Raw genomic sequence first — 13,674 nt, 5'->3', positions numbered from 1 at the left:
GGCGGTTCGTACATTCCGTTCGTACAGGGTGTTCGAGGTAACAAAGGTCACGGGACTAGGGGCTGGCATGTCGGCTGAGCGCGTGCGGTGGGGAATTCTGGCCACGGGAGGTATCGCGGCGGCGATGGCGGCGGATCTGGTGGATCTGCCGGACGCGGAGCTCGTCGCCGTCGCCTCGCGGAGCGAGGCCTCCGCGAAGGCGTTCGCGGAACGGTTCGGCATCCCCCGGGCCTACGGCGACTGGGCGTCGCTGGCCGAGGACGCCGACGTGGACGTGGTGTACGTCGCCACTCCGCACTCGGCGCACCGGGCCGCCGCGGGTCTGTGCCTGGAGGCCGGGCGGAACGTGCTGTGCGAGAAGGCGTTCACGCTGAACGTGCGGGAGGCCGAGGAGCTCGTCGCGCTGGCGAAGGAGCACGGGGCCTTCCTGATGGAGGGCATGTGGACCTACTGCAACCCGGTCGTGCGGCGGCTGAAGGCGCTGGTCGACGACGGTGCGATCGGGGAGGTACGGACCGTTCAGGCCGACTTCGGGCTTGAGGGGCCCTTCCCGCCCTCGCACCGGCTGCGTGACCCGGCGCAGGGCGGCGGGGCGCTGCTCGACCTGGGCGTCTACCCGGTGTCGTTCGCGCACCTGCTGCTCGGGGAGCCCGACGGCATCTCGGCGAGAGCAGTGCTCTCCGAGGAGAACGTCGATCTCCAGACGGGGGCACTGCTCTCCTGGGAGAGCGGCGCTCTCGCCTCGGTGCACTGCTCCATCGTCGGCGGTACGCCCATCAGCGCGTCGGTGACCGGCTCCAAGGGCCGGATCGACGTACCCGACGGGTTCTTCTTCGCGGACCGGTTCGTACTGCACCGCGACGGCCGGGACCCCGAGGAGTTCGTCGCCGCCCCGGACCACGGCGCCCGCAACAGCTTCCGGCACGAGGCCACCGAGGTGATGCGCGCCCTGCGGGCCGGCGAGACCGAGTCCCCGCTCGTCCCGCTCGACGGCACCCTCGCCGTGATGCGCACGATGGACACCATCCGGGAGCAGATCGGCGTCCGCTACCCCGCCGAGGCCCGCGCGTGAGCGACGGGAGGATCGCGGTCGTGACCGGCGCCGGTTCCGGTATCGGGCGGGCGGTCGCCCTCGAACTGCTCGGCGCGGGCTGGTCGGTGGCGCTCACGGGCCGGCGTACCGAACGACTGGAGGAGACGGCGGCGCTCGCATCCGGGGGCACGCGCGAGGGAACTCCCGGGAGCGACTGTCTCGTCGTACGCGCCGATGTGGCCCAACCCGACGACGTGGCCGCCCTGTTCGCGGCCGTGCGCGAGCGGTTCGGGCGGCTCGACCTGCTGTTCAACAACGCGGGGACGTTCGGTCCCGGCGGGGTGGCGGTGGAGGACCTGGAGTACGAGGCGTGGCGGCACGTCGTGGACACCAACCTCAACGGGGCGTTCCTGTGCGCGCAGGCGGCGTACCGGCAGATGAAGGAGCAGGATCCGCAGGGCGGCCGGATCATCAACAACGGGTCGGTCTCCGCGCACACGCCCCGGCCGAACTCGGCGCCGTACACCGCGACAAAGCACGCGCTGACGGGGCTGACGAAGGCGCTGGCGCTGGACGGGCGGCCGTACCGGATCGCGGTCTCCCAGATCGACATCGGGAACGCGGCGACGGACATGACGGCGCGTATGCGGACGGGGGCCCTTCAGGCGAACGGGGAGATGGCGCCGGAGCCCGTCATGGACGTGGCGGACGTGGCCCGCACCGTGCGGCACATGGCGGAGCTGCCGTTGGAGGCGAATGTGCAGTTCGCGACGGTTCTGGCGACCGCGATGCCCTATGTGGGGCGCGGCTGAGGCGGAACCGGGGCGGCTTCGCGCAGGTATTCGAAGACTCAACCTGCACAAGCGGAATTGATTGCTCCGTAGCGTTCGGCCCGGTCGCAGGCATATGCTCAACACGCCTTCTCCATCAGAGCTTCACACTTGACGCTCTGAGGTTCCGGTAGCACACAACGGACCATGCCGAGGGGGGGAAGGCGACAGCCGCTCCACGGCGTATCCGGGTGGGGGTGGACCTCGCGTGGGACCGCGAGGTACGCACCGGGTCATGGAGCGGCTGTCGTGCACTCCGGCACCCGAGCACCACGGGCCGCACCAACAGCCAGGCGACGCGCCTTAATTGTTCGTGATTGTTTCGGTCCCGCTTTCTCAGCCCCCGCACATCGTTTACCCAGTTCCCCACAAAGGTTCCTCCCTAGCTTGTGGCAGCGCCCACAGTGGGCGCCGTCCGCAGCTGGGCGCCCATGAACCTTTGAGGAACGGGATGTTTGGCATCTATCTCAAGCGTGAGCTGAGCCGGCGCAAGAAGGCCGCTCTGGTCATCGCCATGGGTCTGGCGCTCGGTATCGCGCTGGTCATCACCGTCAGCTCGGTGTCGGCCGGCATGCAGCAGGCACAGGAGAAGGTCCTGCAGTCGCTGTACGGCCTCGGCACCGACATGACCGTCACCAAGGCCAGATCGGCCCCCACCGGCAACCAGTCGGGCCGGCCGAGCTTCGACTTCGACGCCAGCTCGAACGACTCGACCGAGACCCAGAGCAGCGACCGCGTGACGACCCAGGGCGGCCAGACCCTGAAGTCGGCGCTGGTCACCAAGGTCGCCGCCCAGAAGGGCGTGGCGACGGCGGTCGGCGCGCTGAGCCTCAACGTCACCAAGGTCGACGGCTCCTTCACCCAGGGCAAGGCGAAGACCGACACCTCGTCGTCCTCCTCGTCCTCCGGCCAGGGCGGTCCCGGCGGCGGCCAGGGCGGCAACACCGGCAGCACCGCCCCGCCCGAGATCCAGGGCGGCGGCGCCTCGTTCGACGTCAACTCGTACTCCGTCATGGGCGTCGACGTGACGAACCAGGAGCTCGGCCCGCTCGCCACCACGACGATCACCAGCGGCAAGACGTTCACGACGGCGCAGGCCAACGCGAAGGTCGCGGTGCTCAGCAAGTCGTACGCCAAGGAGAACAAGTACACGGTCGGCAAGACCCTCACGATCTCCGGTACGAAGTACACGGTCATCGGCATCGCCACGCCCGAGAGCAGCGAGACCACGACCGACGTGTACCTGCCGCTCAAGCAGGCGCAGACACTCGGCGACTCCGCGAACCTGGTCTCCACGATCTACGTCCAGGCGACCGACTCGAAGCAGATCGAGACCGTCAAGGCGACGATCCAGAAGAACATCTCGGGTACGACCGTCACGACCTCCGCCGACCTCGCGGAGACCGTCTCCGGTTCCCTCTCCACGGCCTCGAACCTCGCGACCAGCGTCGGCAAGTGGCTGTCCATCGCGGTGCTCGCGGCGGCGTTCCTGGTGGCCGCGCTGCTCACCTCCTCGGCCGTGTCCCGGCGGGTGCGGGAGTTCGGCACGCTGAAGGCGCTGGGCTGGCCCTCGCGCAAGGTGACCCGGCAGGTCGTCGGCGAGTCCATCGTGAACGGTCTGCTCGGCGGCGCGCTCGGCATCGGCCTCGGCCTGGCGGCGGCGTACGCGGTGACCACCTACAGCCCCAAGCTGACCGCGCAGCTCGGCAACACCGGCGGTGGCCCCGGCGGCGGTGGCGGCCCCGGCGGTGGCGGCCCGGGTCAGCAGTCGGCGGCCAACACGATGGAGATCGCGCTGTCGGCGCCCGTCTCCCTCACCACCATCGCGCTCGCGGCGGGCCTCGCCATCACCGGCGGTCTGATCGCCGGGGCGATGGGCGGCTGGCGGGCCTCACGGATGCGGCCCGCGGACGCGCTGCGCAGCGTGTCGTAGCCCTGCCGAGTTCAGCGGTTCCTCGGTTCCCCGGTTCCCCGGTTCCTCGGTTCCCCGGTTCCCCGGTTCCTCGGTTCCCCGGTTGTCTCAGTTCCCCCTCCCCCTGCCCCAATTCCCGTACGTCACGGAGTCGTTCATGTACAAGCTCACCGGTGTCAGCAAGAGATACACGCGGGGCAAGGAGACGGTGGAGGCGCTGCGCGGCATCGACCTCGTCATCGAGGACGGCGACCAGCTCGTCATCCAGGGTCCCACCGGCGGCGGCAAGTCCACCCTCCTTCAGATGATCGGCGGCCTGGACCGGCCGACCGAGGGCAGCGTCGAGCTGGACGGTGTCGATCTCGGCGCCATCAGCGAGGCGAAGCTGACCCGGCTGCGCGCCGAGAAGATCGGCATCATCTTCCAGGCGTTCAACCTCATCCCGACGCTGACCGCGCAGGAGAACGTCGAGACGGCCCTCGTACCGCTCGGCGTGAAGCCCGCCGAGCGGCGCGAGCGGGCGGCCGAGGCGCTGCGCTCGGTGGGCCTCGGCGAGCGGCTGTCGCACGTCCCGACCGAGCTGTCCGGCGGTCAGCAGCAGCGGGTCGCCATCGCCCGCGCCCTGGTGAAGAAGCCGAAGGTACTGCTCGCGGACGAGCCCACCGGCAACCTCGACGAGGGCACACGCGACGACATCATGGCGCTGCTCGAAGGGCTGTGGCGCGAGCACGGGCTGACCTTCATCCTGGTCACCCACGACTCGTCGATCGCCCGTCGGGCACCCCGGGTGGCGACCATCAAGGCGGGTCAGCTGACGGTCACGGACCAGGACCAGTACGTCAGTTGATCGCCTGATCGCTGATCGGCCGATCAGCCGATCGGCCGGCACACGCCGGTCCGGAGGGCCGTTCACCGCCCGAGCAGTTGGCCGATCTCGGCCAACCGCCCTGCGGTGAGCGGCCCTTTCGCGATCGCGTCGGCGTTCTCCCCGGCCTGCGCGACGGACCGGAAGCCGGGGATGGGGACGGTGCGGGGGCTGCGCCGGACCGCCCGTACGGACTCGTCGTCGTCGACCCCGCCCCAGCCGAGGGGCTGTCCGTCCGGGGCTCCCCACTCTCCGCCGATGGCCCAGCAGCCGAAGCCGAGGGGACTGACCTCGATGCCGCTGCGGCCCAGGGTCCGGTTCGCGAAGGCCCGGGTGGTGCCTGTGCCGTCCGTGTCGTCCGGGTGGTCCGTCGTCTCCATGGGGCAGGACACCAGGAGTTGGAGCACACGTCAGCGCAAGGGGAGCTGCCGACGGCTCCCGCGGCCGTCAGGCCTGGCCGGTCTCGAAGCGCAGGATGCGGCCGTCGTCGACGGTGAAGCTCCACTTGGTGCGCATCTCGCCCCAGGTGTCGTTGCTGTAGTTGGCGACGAGAACACGGCCTCCCCGCGACTCGTTGTCGACCTCCATGTGCCCGTGGGAGGAGAAGATCTCGCGCTCGGTCCAGTCGGCGAGGTCACGGTCCGAGCCGTCGTCGGACATGGTCGCGCCGGGTGCCAGGACGGCCCGGAAGGCCTCGCGGTCGTGTGCGTTCACGGCGTTGACGAAGGCCCGGACGGCCGGGTCGCTGAGCTTGGCGGTCTGAATCGTCATGCCGGACAGACTGGCACCGCCCCCGGGCACCCGCCACCCGAACGGCAGGCACGGACACCGCCGCCGGGTGCGGGCGGGGCGATCGGTGCGACGGTGGAGACATGACCTGTGACGACCGGTACGACCGGCGTGATCTGGGGCTGCTGCTGCTCCGCCTGGGAACGGGCGGGGTGCTGGCGGCGCACGGCGCGCAGAAGCTGTTCGGGTGGTTCGGCGGGCACGGCCTCGAAGGCACCGGTGCCTTCATGGAGTCCGTCGGCTACGCACCGGGGAAGGCCAGTGCCACGGCAGCGGGCCTCGCGGAGACGGGCGGCGGTGCACTGCTCGCACTGGGCCTGGCGACTCCGGCGGCCGGCGCGGCGGCGGCGGGCGCGATGGCCGGCGCCACCGCCGTGCACGCGCCCAACGGGTTCTTCAGCGCGGACGGCGGCTACGAGTACGCCGCGACCCTGGGCCTCGCCGCCGCGGGCCTCGCGGTGACGGGCCCCGGCCGGCTCTCCCTGGACCACGCGCTGGGCCACGTACTCGACCGCGGCTGGATGGTCCCGACGGCCCTCGCCGCGACGGCCGCGGTCACGGCGGTGATCGTGGGGGCGCGGAACCGGCGGGTGCGGGAGCGTCAACAGGGCACGCAGGACGCGCTGTTCGAGGAATAGCGGACTACCGAGGAACAGCGACACAGCGGAACAGCGGCGTCGAGGGGCGTGGCGGCGCAGACGGATCCGGGCTGTCGGGTCGGGGTGCCGGGGTCGCGTGGGAGGCTTCTCCCATGGCTGATGACGACGTCTGGGCAGTGATCGACGACCTCTGGACCTGGCTCGACGCCAACCGGACTCACCCCGACCGCGAGTCCCTCCTCCTGCGCATGCTGAAGCTGACCGAGGAGGTCGGCGAGGTCGCCCAGGCGGTGATCGGCGCGACCGGCCAGAACCCGCGCAAGGGCGCGAGCCACACGTGGGACGACGTCCGGTCGGAACTGTGCGACGTCGTCATCACGGCGATGGTGGCCCTGCGCACCCTGGCCCCGGACGCCGGAGAGGTGTTCACCACCCATCTGGCAGGGGTCAGGGAGCGCTCGCTGGGCCCCCGGTAGGCAAGGACCCCGTGGGCACGGGGGTCCCACAGGCAAGAGGTCCCGCAAAGAGAGCGTCGCGGCTGAGACCCGTGAGCCTTACGAAGCGCTCGCGTTCGAGCGCCCGAAGAACTCGATCTCGGCGATGGCCACCTGCTTGTCGCCGGACGCCGCGTGTGCCGAGCGGATGACGAAGCGTACGGCGGTGACGGAGCCGACGCGGAAGGCCCGGCGCTGGCCGCCCGAGCCCTGGTCGAGCGTGAGGAAACGGGTCGTCTTCTTGCCGTCCGCGGTGGTGATCTGGGCCTCGACGCGCTTCGGGAGCGCCGACTCGGCGATCGTCTCGGGGCGGGAGGAGACACCGGGGGTGATGATGACGTCCAGCAGACGGGTGGGCTCGGCGAAGCGGGCCTCGATCCACTGGCCCGCGCCGGACTCGGTGACGCCGGGGCCCCACCAGGTGTTGCTCCGCTTGTCGAAGGCCAGTTCGGGCTTGTGGCCCGGGTAGGAGCGGGACGCGATGACCTTGTCGGGGTCGGCCGGGGCCCGCTTGGCGAAGTGGTCGCGGATGCCGTTCACGGCGTCGTCGGTGTTCATGACCGCCACGATCAGGAGGGTCAGCACCAGCGCGCCGACCACCCAGTTCATGACGCGGCCGAAGCCCCTGCGCAGTCGCGGACGGTCCCCCGCCCACGGGGTCTCACCGCCCCCCGGGTTCAGCAGACGGCGCCACCACGGCCGTCGGCCGGGCTCGTCGTGGCTGTGGCCGGACAGTGGCATGGCGCAGCGTCCGCAGAAGTGCCGGTCGGGCATGTTCGGGGTGGCGCACCAGGGGCACGGAAGGCCGCCCTGTACGCCGGGTTCCCGGCCCGGGGTCCGGACCTGCGGGCGGTCGGCGACCGGGCGGCCGGGCAGCACCGGTGCGACGGACGGCTCCGGGGCGGTCCGGGGTCCGGGGTCGGAGACCGGTACGAGGAGGGACCTGGCGCGGGCCGCGCTGTCGTCCGGCGTGGGGGCGGGAGCGGGGGCCGTGGTGCTGCTCTCCCCGGGGGGTACCGCGGGCTGGGGCAGGGTGTCGGCGTCGGCGTCCTGGGCTGTTGCGGGGATGGCGGGCGCCGATGGTTCGGGAGCGGACGGAGCCGACGGGATGTGTTCGTCCAGCCGGGCCAGGGCGGTGCTCGGCACCACGGTGCCGCCGGGGCCCGAGCGGGAGAACGCGTCCCAGCCGGGAGCGGGAGCGTCGGCGCTGCCCGACGGCCCGCCGGCGGGCCTCGGCTCCTCGCGCGCACCCGCCGCCAGGGCGGGCTCCCCCGCCGGAACGGACACGGGTTCGGCGGCACCCGCACCCCTGGCGGAGGCCGTCCGTTCCGCCCGCTCCTCGCGGTCCGACCAGCTCAGCACCGCCCCACAGGCGTCGCAGAAGGACTGGCCGGGCTCCGCCCGTGTTCCGCATTCGGCGCAGCTCTGGCTGGTCATCTTTCCGGGGTCCTTTCGGCGGCGGTCACCTTGACCGTGTAGGGCATGTGGGCGGGGCGGGCTGCGGCCACGAGGCTGTCCAGCCGGTGTTCGTCCGCGGCTGTCGGGTCGGGCAGCCGCAGATGGACGTGCAGATGGGGTCGGCGGTCGCCGGGGACCGGTCCGAGGGGCCTGGCGTGCCAGTCGGCGCCGCCGCTCTCGCTGATCTCGGGGGTCACCCCGAAGGCGAGCCGTACGGCCTCGGACAGTCCTCGCCGGGTGCCCCGTACCCGGTGCAGATACGCGGCGGCGGCGACGGCGGCGCGCAGCCGGTCCTCGGGTTCGGTGCCGTCGGTCTCGGCGCCGACCCAGCTGCCGAGCCAGGTGGCGAAGTCGAGGGGGGCCAGGGACGGGGTGAAGTAGGAGTCCAGGCAGTCGAGTGCGTTGAGGATGGGGGCCACGACGTCGTCGAGTCCCGCGACGAAGCGCTGGGCCAGGTCGTCGTCGGCGAAGACCGCCGGGAGCATCGCGCCGATGGGCGCGGAGGAGCCGAGTCCGTCGATGGAACCTCTCATGAGCCGTCCCCGATCACACGCACCCGGTGGTCGAAGGAGAAGACCAGGGACGGCGGAGCGAGATCGATACGGTTCGTCGCCTCGCCGCGTTTGCCGGTGAGCGGGTCGGCCGGATGCAGTTGCACCTCGTCGACCAGTTCGACGCCGGGTACGCGTTGCAGGACCGCGAAGACCTCGCCGGACTGCACGGGTCGTCCGAAGGGCCAGCCCTTGCCGTCGGTGCCGCCGGTGAGCGGATCGAGGTGGCGGTAGAGGGCGTCGTGCGCCTTCCGGCGTACCCGGTCCGTGTCGACGCCCCGGAAGGCGTGCACGGTGGCGACCACCGTGACGCCCTGGTAGAAGGGCGGTCCCACCGCCAACCGCGTCCCGATCAGCCGGCGTTCGTCGAGATGGCGGGTGATGCGCTGCAACAGGGCGTCACCGGGGACGAGTTGCTCGAAGCGAAGCCGACCGCCCGGGTCGGGAACGGCTTGCGGCACGACCAGCACCCGTACGGCGTACGACCCGTGCTCCCCCTCGTCGCCTTCCAGGCAGGTGATCCGGGCGGTCTCGGGGGCGGCACGGCGCGCCAGCTCCTCGTAGTCCCGGAGGGTGACCGCGCGTTCCTGGGCGCGCAGGGTGATCGGTGCCCGGACCTTCGCCTCCTCGACGGTCTCGCCGTCGACCCCGCCGCGCGCGGCCTCCCGGTTGACGACCTCGGAGACGTACGGGATCGAGCTGCGCAGCACCTGTACGGCACCCCGGGCGACGTTGCCGGCCCTGCCCCCGCCGGTGCGGTAGCGGCGGGCGCGCAGGACCGCGCCCTTGGGCGGGACGGCTCCGTACTGGCGCAGGGTGCCGTCGGGTTCGCGGACGGCGGGGCCGAAGGCGATCTCGCCGGTCGCGGCGTCGAGGGTGAGGTGGCGGTCGTCGGCGGCGGAGGCGGAGAAGTGCGGGACGACCTGCCAGTCCGTCCAGCCCTCGGGGCCGGCGGCGGACTGGAGGAGCAGGGGCGGGTCGTCGCCGACGACGGGCGCGTTGGCCAGGCGCAGCCGTTGCCCGGGCAGGCCGGTGGACTCGCCGAGTGCCTCGTCGTACACGGTTTCCGCGTGGACGGCGCGGGTGGTGCCGCCCATCGTGAACGCCTCGGCGGACCGGATGGTCGGTGAAGTGGTGTAGAAGGGCTGGTTGTTGAGGGGTTCGGTGACCCGGCAGCGCAACCAGCCGGCCTCCCGGCCGCCGGTGCGGGAGAGGGTGTGGCCGCCGGGGACGTGCAGGACGACCTCGCCGGGCCGGTTGAGGCCGCCGGTGCCGTCCCGGTCGACCTCGCAGGCCGCCCAGCCGTCCTCGGTCCACGCCTCCCAGAGCAGCGGCGGCTGCCGCGGGTCCACGCCGACGCCGTCGACCCGGCTGTCGAGGTCGAGGGCGACCGCGCAGTGCGGTACGGCCGCGGTCAGCCCGAACAGCATGCAGTCGCCGGGGCTCGGGGCCTCGGTGAAGCACAGCACGTCCTTGCCCTCGGTGAGGTCGGCGGTACGGTCGGCGACGGGCACACCGTTGCCCTGCACGACAAGGTGCCCCAACTCGCAGGGCACTACAGCGAGTTCGCGTTCCGTGGCGAAGACGACGGCCTCCTCGCTCTCGGTGCGGAGGGTGGCCGCCTCGGTCCCCGGCGGCAGCAGCACGGTCTCCTCCTGCGGTGCCGACAGCCAGAACGTCACGTCCGTGCGGGCCGCCGAGGGCGGGAAGAGGGTGATGCCGACGAGGTCGAGGAAGGCGAGGTGGTTCTTCTCCGGGACGCGGTTGAGGCGGTAGACGATCTGGTCCGCCATGTGCGCGACCGTCTCCACGAGGGTGACGCCGGGGTCGGAGACGTTGTGGTCGGTCCACTCCGGGGCGCGCTGCTGGATGTAACGCTTGGCGTCGTCGACGAACTGCTGGAAGCGGCGGTCGTCAAGGTTCGGGGAAGGCAGAGCCATCGGTGATCAGCGGTCGCTTTCAGGGGAGTTGCCCGCATCGCCGGACGCGTCGGGTTCCTCGTGGGAGGGGATGACGTAGAAGGGGAAGACGAGACTGCGCGGGTTGTTGGTGCCGCGGATCGAGTAGCGGACGTCGATGAACAGCACGCCCTGTTCGGCACCGGCGGTGACCTCGACGTCGTCGACCTCGATGCGCGGCTCCCAGCGGTCGAGGCTGGTGTACACCTCGTGCTGGATGCGCCCGGCGGTGGCCTCGTTGACCGGCGCGAAGACCATGTCATGGATGGCGCAGCCGAACTCGGGCCGCATCGGCCGTTCCCCGGGCGCGGTGGCGAGGACGAGCCGGATGGCCTCCTCGACCTCCCGTTCCCCGCTGACGAGGGCGATGCCCCCGGTGGGCCCGATGCGCAGCGGGAACGCCCACCCGGAACCGACGAACTGCTCGGCCATCCTCAGACCCACCTGCCTTCTTCTCCGCACACTTCTCAGGACCAGGAACTTGACGGTTGTCGCTTGTTGTCACGGGATCGGATACGGCTTGTTGTTGACCAGCACGATGCCGTCCAGCTTGAGGTTGAGCGCCCGAAGGCTCACGTTGGCGACGGAGTTGATCTGGACGGTGCCCTTCCCGCTGAGGCTGAGGGCGCCGAGCGCGTCCACGTTGACCGCGCCGCCGAGCGACTTGAGGCTGACGATGCCTCGGCCCTGGAGGCTGAGGATGCCGCCGCTTCTGATGTTGACGGCCCGTCGGGCGCTCAGCGTCAGATCGGTGCCGGCGTCCACGGACACCGAGGTGCCGCCCGTGATGCTGACGGAACCCCTGCTGTCCACGGTGATCTCGGTCTTGGTGCGGTCGAGGTTGATGGTCAGTTTGTCGTTGCCGCTGGCGATGCGCACACCCTGTTTGCGCAGGCCCGTCTGCTGGCTGAGCAGGTCGACCCGGTTGCCGTCCCGGTCGGACAGGGTGTGCCGGATGGCCTTCTTCTTCAGCGGGTCGTGCAGCCACACGTCCTTGACGACGGTCGGCTTGTCCCGCCCGTTGTAGAGCCCGCCGACGACGAAGGGATGGTCAAGTGCCCCCCGATCGAAGGAGACCAGCACCTCGTCCCCCACGTCGAGCGGAAAGATCCCGCCCCCGCCCTTCCCACCCAGCTGCACGACCCGCGTCCAGTCACTCACGTACGCGTCGTCCAGCCAGGGGAACTGAAGCTTCACCCGCCCCTGTTTCAGGGGGTCCTGTACGTCCGTGACCAGCGCGTTGGCGACGCCCGGCAGCCGGGGTGCGGTGGTCGCGGCGCCGCCGGAGGTGAGGCCGAACAAGGAGCGCCACTGGCGTCCGCTGACCGTCACCAGGGTCTCGTAGTGGTCGCCGTCGCCGAAGACGTGCCGTACGGAGGTGCAGGTGTACTTGCCCTCGAAGGGCTTGCCGACGTCGGCCAGGGTCACCGGAATTCCCGGCCGCAGCTTGGGATTTCCGCGCACGGTGACCTCCAGCTCGGCGAAGGAGGAGGTGACGTCGTCGGCGAGGGCGTCGGCCGCGAACCTGACCTCGGACTGGCGGTCGTACGGCGTGTCCGTCTCGACGAGCAGGCCCGCCTTGAAGGGCGCGGAGGCCTTCTTCGGGGTGGTGCCGATGCCGATGAGGGGGGTGGTGGCGGCCGGTGCGGTGGCGGTGAGCTTCTTCTTGGTCGTCACGTCCCAGCCCCGCGCCTCGACCTTGGCGATCTGGTCGGCGGAGGTGACGGCGGCCCGGCAGCGCAGTACGTCCGTACCGCCCTCCAGCACGAACGGGCTCTTCTCACCCGGGGTACTGACCGGGGGCGCGCCGGACGCCGGGTCGGGCTTGACGAACTGGAACTTCCCTTTCGCGTCGAGGGACATGACCATCTCGTTCTCGTCGGCGAGCCGCGCGAGGAAGTCCCAGTCGGTCACATTGGCCTGGCTGATGAACTCGTAGACGGTCTTGGTGGCCTGGATCCTCCCGACCTGGACTCCCGCCGTGGCGACGACCTTTCGGACGATGTCCGAGGCGGTCTGGTTGCGGTAGGCGGCCACCCGGCTCTGCCGCATCAGTCGGTGCCCGGGGTCGTAGCCACGGATGACGGTGAAGGTGCCGGTGCCGTCGTAGTCGGTCTCCATACCGGTGACCTCACCGGTGATCAACGGGTCGCCGGCCCCCTGCCCGGCGGCAACGGGCGCCAGGACCACGGGAGTTCCGAAGTCGACACCGAGCAGGCCGAGGACGAGGTGGCGCGGGTCGCGGAAGGTGATCCGGAAAGCCCCGGGCACCCCGGCGCCCAGGTCGACCCAGCCGCCGACGAGCAGGCAGGCGACGTCGTCGGGCAGCTTCGCGCCCCCGATCTTCACGCTCAGGAGGCTGGAGAAGGCGATCTGGACCATCAGGCGCCCATCTCCTCGGCGGCGGGCAGGATGAGTTCGCGCCCGTTCGCCAGCCGGTTCGGGTCGTCGATGCCGTTGCGCTCGGCGATGGTCCGCCAGGCGGTCGCGTCCCCGTACTCCCGCCAGGCGAGCGACTGAAGCGAGTCCCCGGCGACGACCCGGTGCACACGCTGCGCGGTGAGCGCGCCCGACGTCGGGTTCTGTCCCTTGGTCTTGCTGGGGATCTCGTGCAGATTCACCTGGCAGGTGGCCCGGATGGGCACACCGGTCGTCCCGAACAGGGTGTAGGTCGCGTCCACGGAACTGACGTACGCGGTGAACCGCGCGGTGGAGAACGACCCCCACTCGAAAACGACCCAGGGGGTCGACGGCTGGTTGGCGGCGATGCTCTTCGCGGTCGTCTCGCAGCAGGAGAAGAGCGCCTCGACCTTCTTCAGCACACTGTTGCTGCTCGGCTCGTCGGAGGAGTCGAGGAAGATCTCGACGGTCATCTCACGCGGCAGCGGCCCCAGGAACTCCGGCAGCGAACCGTCGCGGACAGCCGCCGTGGGAGTGGTCTTCCACTGGGCGCGGCGGCTGAGCGAGAGCTGGGAGGGGTTGAAGTCGAAGCTGAAGTTCTTGATGAGCCCGCCCGGTGTGGTGCTGTAGCCGATCGGCGGCTCGTGAACGGCCAGCGTGGCCCGCACCAGGCTCTTCCCGGCGCCGCCCTTGCCGCCCTTGCTTCCCTTTGCCATGTCCTTCGCCGCCCTTCTCAGTCCGCTCGCCCGGTCCGCCGGTTCTGTCCGCTCGATGAGTCCGCTCGA

At 71.1% G+C, this 13,674-nt stretch carries 13 protein-coding genes and 1 pseudogene; 6 read left to right on the top strand and 8 right to left on the bottom strand.

Annotation, left to right across the window (positions count from 1 at the left end):
• Nucleotides 1-67: 67 nt before the first annotated feature.
• The 4 genes from OG595_RS31245 to OG595_RS31230 all read left to right on the top strand — a co-directional run bounded on the left by OG595_RS31245 (nucleotide 68) and on the right by OG595_RS31230 (nucleotide 4,622).
• Nucleotides 68-1,072: a Gfo/Idh/MocA family protein gene (locus tag OG595_RS31245; RefSeq protein ID WP_329277783.1), complete on the top strand. Its 1,005-nt coding sequence runs from the start codon at nucleotides 68-70 to the stop codon at nucleotides 1,070-1,072.
• On the top strand, nucleotides 1,069-1,845 hold the full coding sequence (locus OG595_RS31240) for an SDR family oxidoreductase (RefSeq protein WP_329277781.1): 777 nt from the start codon (nucleotides 1,069-1,071) through the stop codon (nucleotides 1,843-1,845). Before OG595_RS31245 ends, OG595_RS31240 begins: the two co-directional genes overlap by 4 nt.
• 469 nt (nucleotides 1,846-2,314) lie before the next feature.
• Nucleotides 2,315-3,796, top strand: coding sequence for an ABC transporter permease (locus OG595_RS31235; RefSeq protein ID WP_329277779.1), 1,482 nt, complete (start codon nucleotides 2,315-2,317; stop codon nucleotides 3,794-3,796).
• A 136-nt stretch (nucleotides 3,797-3,932) separates the two neighbouring features.
• Nucleotides 3,933-4,622, top strand: a complete 690-nt coding sequence (locus OG595_RS31230) for an ABC transporter ATP-binding protein (protein WP_329277777.1) — start codon at nucleotides 3,933-3,935, stop codon at nucleotides 4,620-4,622.
• A 188-nt stretch (nucleotides 4,623-4,810) separates the two neighbouring features.
• Here OG595_RS31230 and OG595_RS31225 read toward each other — a convergent pair.
• Nucleotides 4,811-5,020 (bottom strand): annotated as a pseudogene (locus tag OG595_RS31225) (aldo/keto reductase); the annotation flags it as partial.
• Between the two features lie 67 nt (nucleotides 5,021-5,087).
• On the bottom strand, nucleotides 5,088-5,411 hold the full coding sequence (locus tag OG595_RS31220) for a nuclear transport factor 2 family protein (protein ID WP_329277775.1): 324 nt from the start codon (nucleotides 5,409-5,411) through the stop codon (nucleotides 5,088-5,090).
• 101 nt (nucleotides 5,412-5,512) lie between these two features.
• Here OG595_RS31220 and OG595_RS31215 point away from each other — a divergent pair, with 101 nt between their 5' ends.
• Entirely contained in the window at nucleotides 5,513-6,067 is a 555-nt protein-coding gene (locus OG595_RS31215; protein ID WP_329277772.1) for a DoxX family membrane protein, read from the top strand.
• A gap of 113 nt (nucleotides 6,068-6,180) precedes the next feature.
• Nucleotides 6,181-6,504: a MazG-like family protein gene (locus OG595_RS31210; protein ID WP_329277770.1), complete on the top strand. Its 324-nt coding sequence runs from the start codon at nucleotides 6,181-6,183 to the stop codon at nucleotides 6,502-6,504.
• Between the two features lie 78 nt (nucleotides 6,505-6,582).
• Here the strand turns inward: OG595_RS31210 and OG595_RS31205 are convergent, their stop codons facing one another.
• The 6 genes from OG595_RS31205 to OG595_RS31180 all read right to left on the bottom strand — a co-directional run bounded on the left by OG595_RS31205 (nucleotide 6,583) and on the right by OG595_RS31180 (nucleotide 13,605).
• Nucleotides 6,583-7,959 carry an NADase-type glycan-binding domain-containing protein gene (locus OG595_RS31205; protein WP_329277768.1) on the bottom strand — a complete coding sequence of 459 codons (1,377 nt, stop codon included), beginning with the start codon at nucleotides 7,957-7,959 and terminating at the stop codon, nucleotides 6,583-6,585.
• On the bottom strand, nucleotides 7,956-8,513 hold the full coding sequence (locus OG595_RS31200) for a phage tail protein (RefSeq protein ID WP_329277766.1): 558 nt from the start codon (nucleotides 8,511-8,513) through the stop codon (nucleotides 7,956-7,958). Before OG595_RS31200 ends, OG595_RS31205 begins: the two co-directional genes overlap by 4 nt.
• Nucleotides 8,510-10,471 carry a putative baseplate assembly protein gene (locus OG595_RS31195; RefSeq protein WP_329277764.1) on the bottom strand — a complete coding sequence of 654 codons (1,962 nt, stop codon included), beginning with the start codon at nucleotides 10,469-10,471 and terminating at the stop codon, nucleotides 8,510-8,512. The genes OG595_RS31200 and OG595_RS31195 overlap by 4 nt, the downstream gene beginning before the upstream one ends.
• A 6-nt stretch (nucleotides 10,472-10,477) precedes the next feature.
• Complete coding sequence (locus tag OG595_RS31190; protein WP_329277762.1) at nucleotides 10,478-10,921, bottom strand: GPW/gp25 family protein; 444 nt, start codon at nucleotides 10,919-10,921, stop codon at nucleotides 10,478-10,480.
• A gap of 69 nt (nucleotides 10,922-10,990) precedes the next feature.
• Nucleotides 10,991-12,871, bottom strand: coding sequence for a VgrG-related protein (locus OG595_RS31185; RefSeq protein WP_329277759.1), 1,881 nt, complete (start codon nucleotides 12,869-12,871; stop codon nucleotides 10,991-10,993).
• Complete coding sequence (locus tag OG595_RS31180; protein WP_329277757.1) at nucleotides 12,871-13,605, bottom strand: CIS tube protein; 735 nt, start codon at nucleotides 13,603-13,605, stop codon at nucleotides 12,871-12,873. The genes OG595_RS31185 and OG595_RS31180 overlap by 1 nt, the downstream gene beginning before the upstream one ends.
• Nucleotides 13,606-13,674: the final 69 nt, after the last annotated feature.

The organism is Streptomyces sp. NBC_01451, from assembly GCF_036227485.1.
Taxonomy (GTDB): Bacteria; Actinomycetota; Actinomycetes; order Streptomycetales; family Streptomycetaceae; genus Streptomyces.
This window is presented reverse-complemented; position numbering and strand designations above follow the sequence as displayed.

What these genes read in the sequence shown, in the direction of transcription:
- OG595_RS31245 (WP_329277783.1), top strand. Translation starts at nt 68, where the DNA reads ATGTCGGCTGAGCGCGTGCGGTGGGGAATTCTGGCCACGGGAGGTATC.
- OG595_RS31235 (WP_329277779.1), top strand. Translation starts at nt 2,315, where the DNA reads ATGTTTGGCATCTATCTCAAGCGTGAGCTGAGCCGGCGCAAGAAGGCC.
- OG595_RS31230 (WP_329277777.1), top strand. Translation starts at nt 3,933, where the DNA reads ATGTACAAGCTCACCGGTGTCAGCAAGAGATACACGCGGGGCAAGGAG.
- OG595_RS31220 (WP_329277775.1), bottom strand. Translation starts at nt 5,411, where the DNA reads ATGACGATTCAGACCGCCAAGCTCAGCGACCCGGCCGTCCGGGCCTTC.
- OG595_RS31215 (WP_329277772.1), top strand. Translation starts at nt 5,513, where the DNA reads ATGACCTGTGACGACCGGTACGACCGGCGTGATCTGGGGCTGCTGCTG.
- OG595_RS31210 (WP_329277770.1), top strand. Translation starts at nt 6,181, where the DNA reads ATGGCTGATGACGACGTCTGGGCAGTGATCGACGACCTCTGGACCTGG.
- OG595_RS31205 (WP_329277768.1), bottom strand. Translation starts at nt 7,959, where the DNA reads ATGACCAGCCAGAGCTGCGCCGAATGCGGAACACGGGCGGAGCCCGGC.
- OG595_RS31200 (WP_329277766.1), bottom strand. Translation starts at nt 8,513, where the DNA reads ATGAGAGGTTCCATCGACGGACTCGGCTCCTCCGCGCCCATCGGCGCG.
- OG595_RS31195 (WP_329277764.1), bottom strand. Translation starts at nt 10,471, where the DNA reads ATGGCTCTGCCTTCCCCGAACCTTGACGACCGCCGCTTCCAGCAGTTC.
- OG595_RS31190 (WP_329277762.1), bottom strand. Translation starts at nt 10,921, where the DNA reads ATGGCCGAGCAGTTCGTCGGTTCCGGGTGGGCGTTCCCGCTGCGCATC.
- OG595_RS31185 (WP_329277759.1), bottom strand. Translation starts at nt 12,871, where the DNA reads ATGGTCCAGATCGCCTTCTCCAGCCTCCTGAGCGTGAAGATCGGGGGC.
- OG595_RS31180 (WP_329277757.1), bottom strand. Translation starts at nt 13,605, where the DNA reads ATGGCAAAGGGAAGCAAGGGCGGCAAGGGCGGCGCCGGGAAGAGCCTG.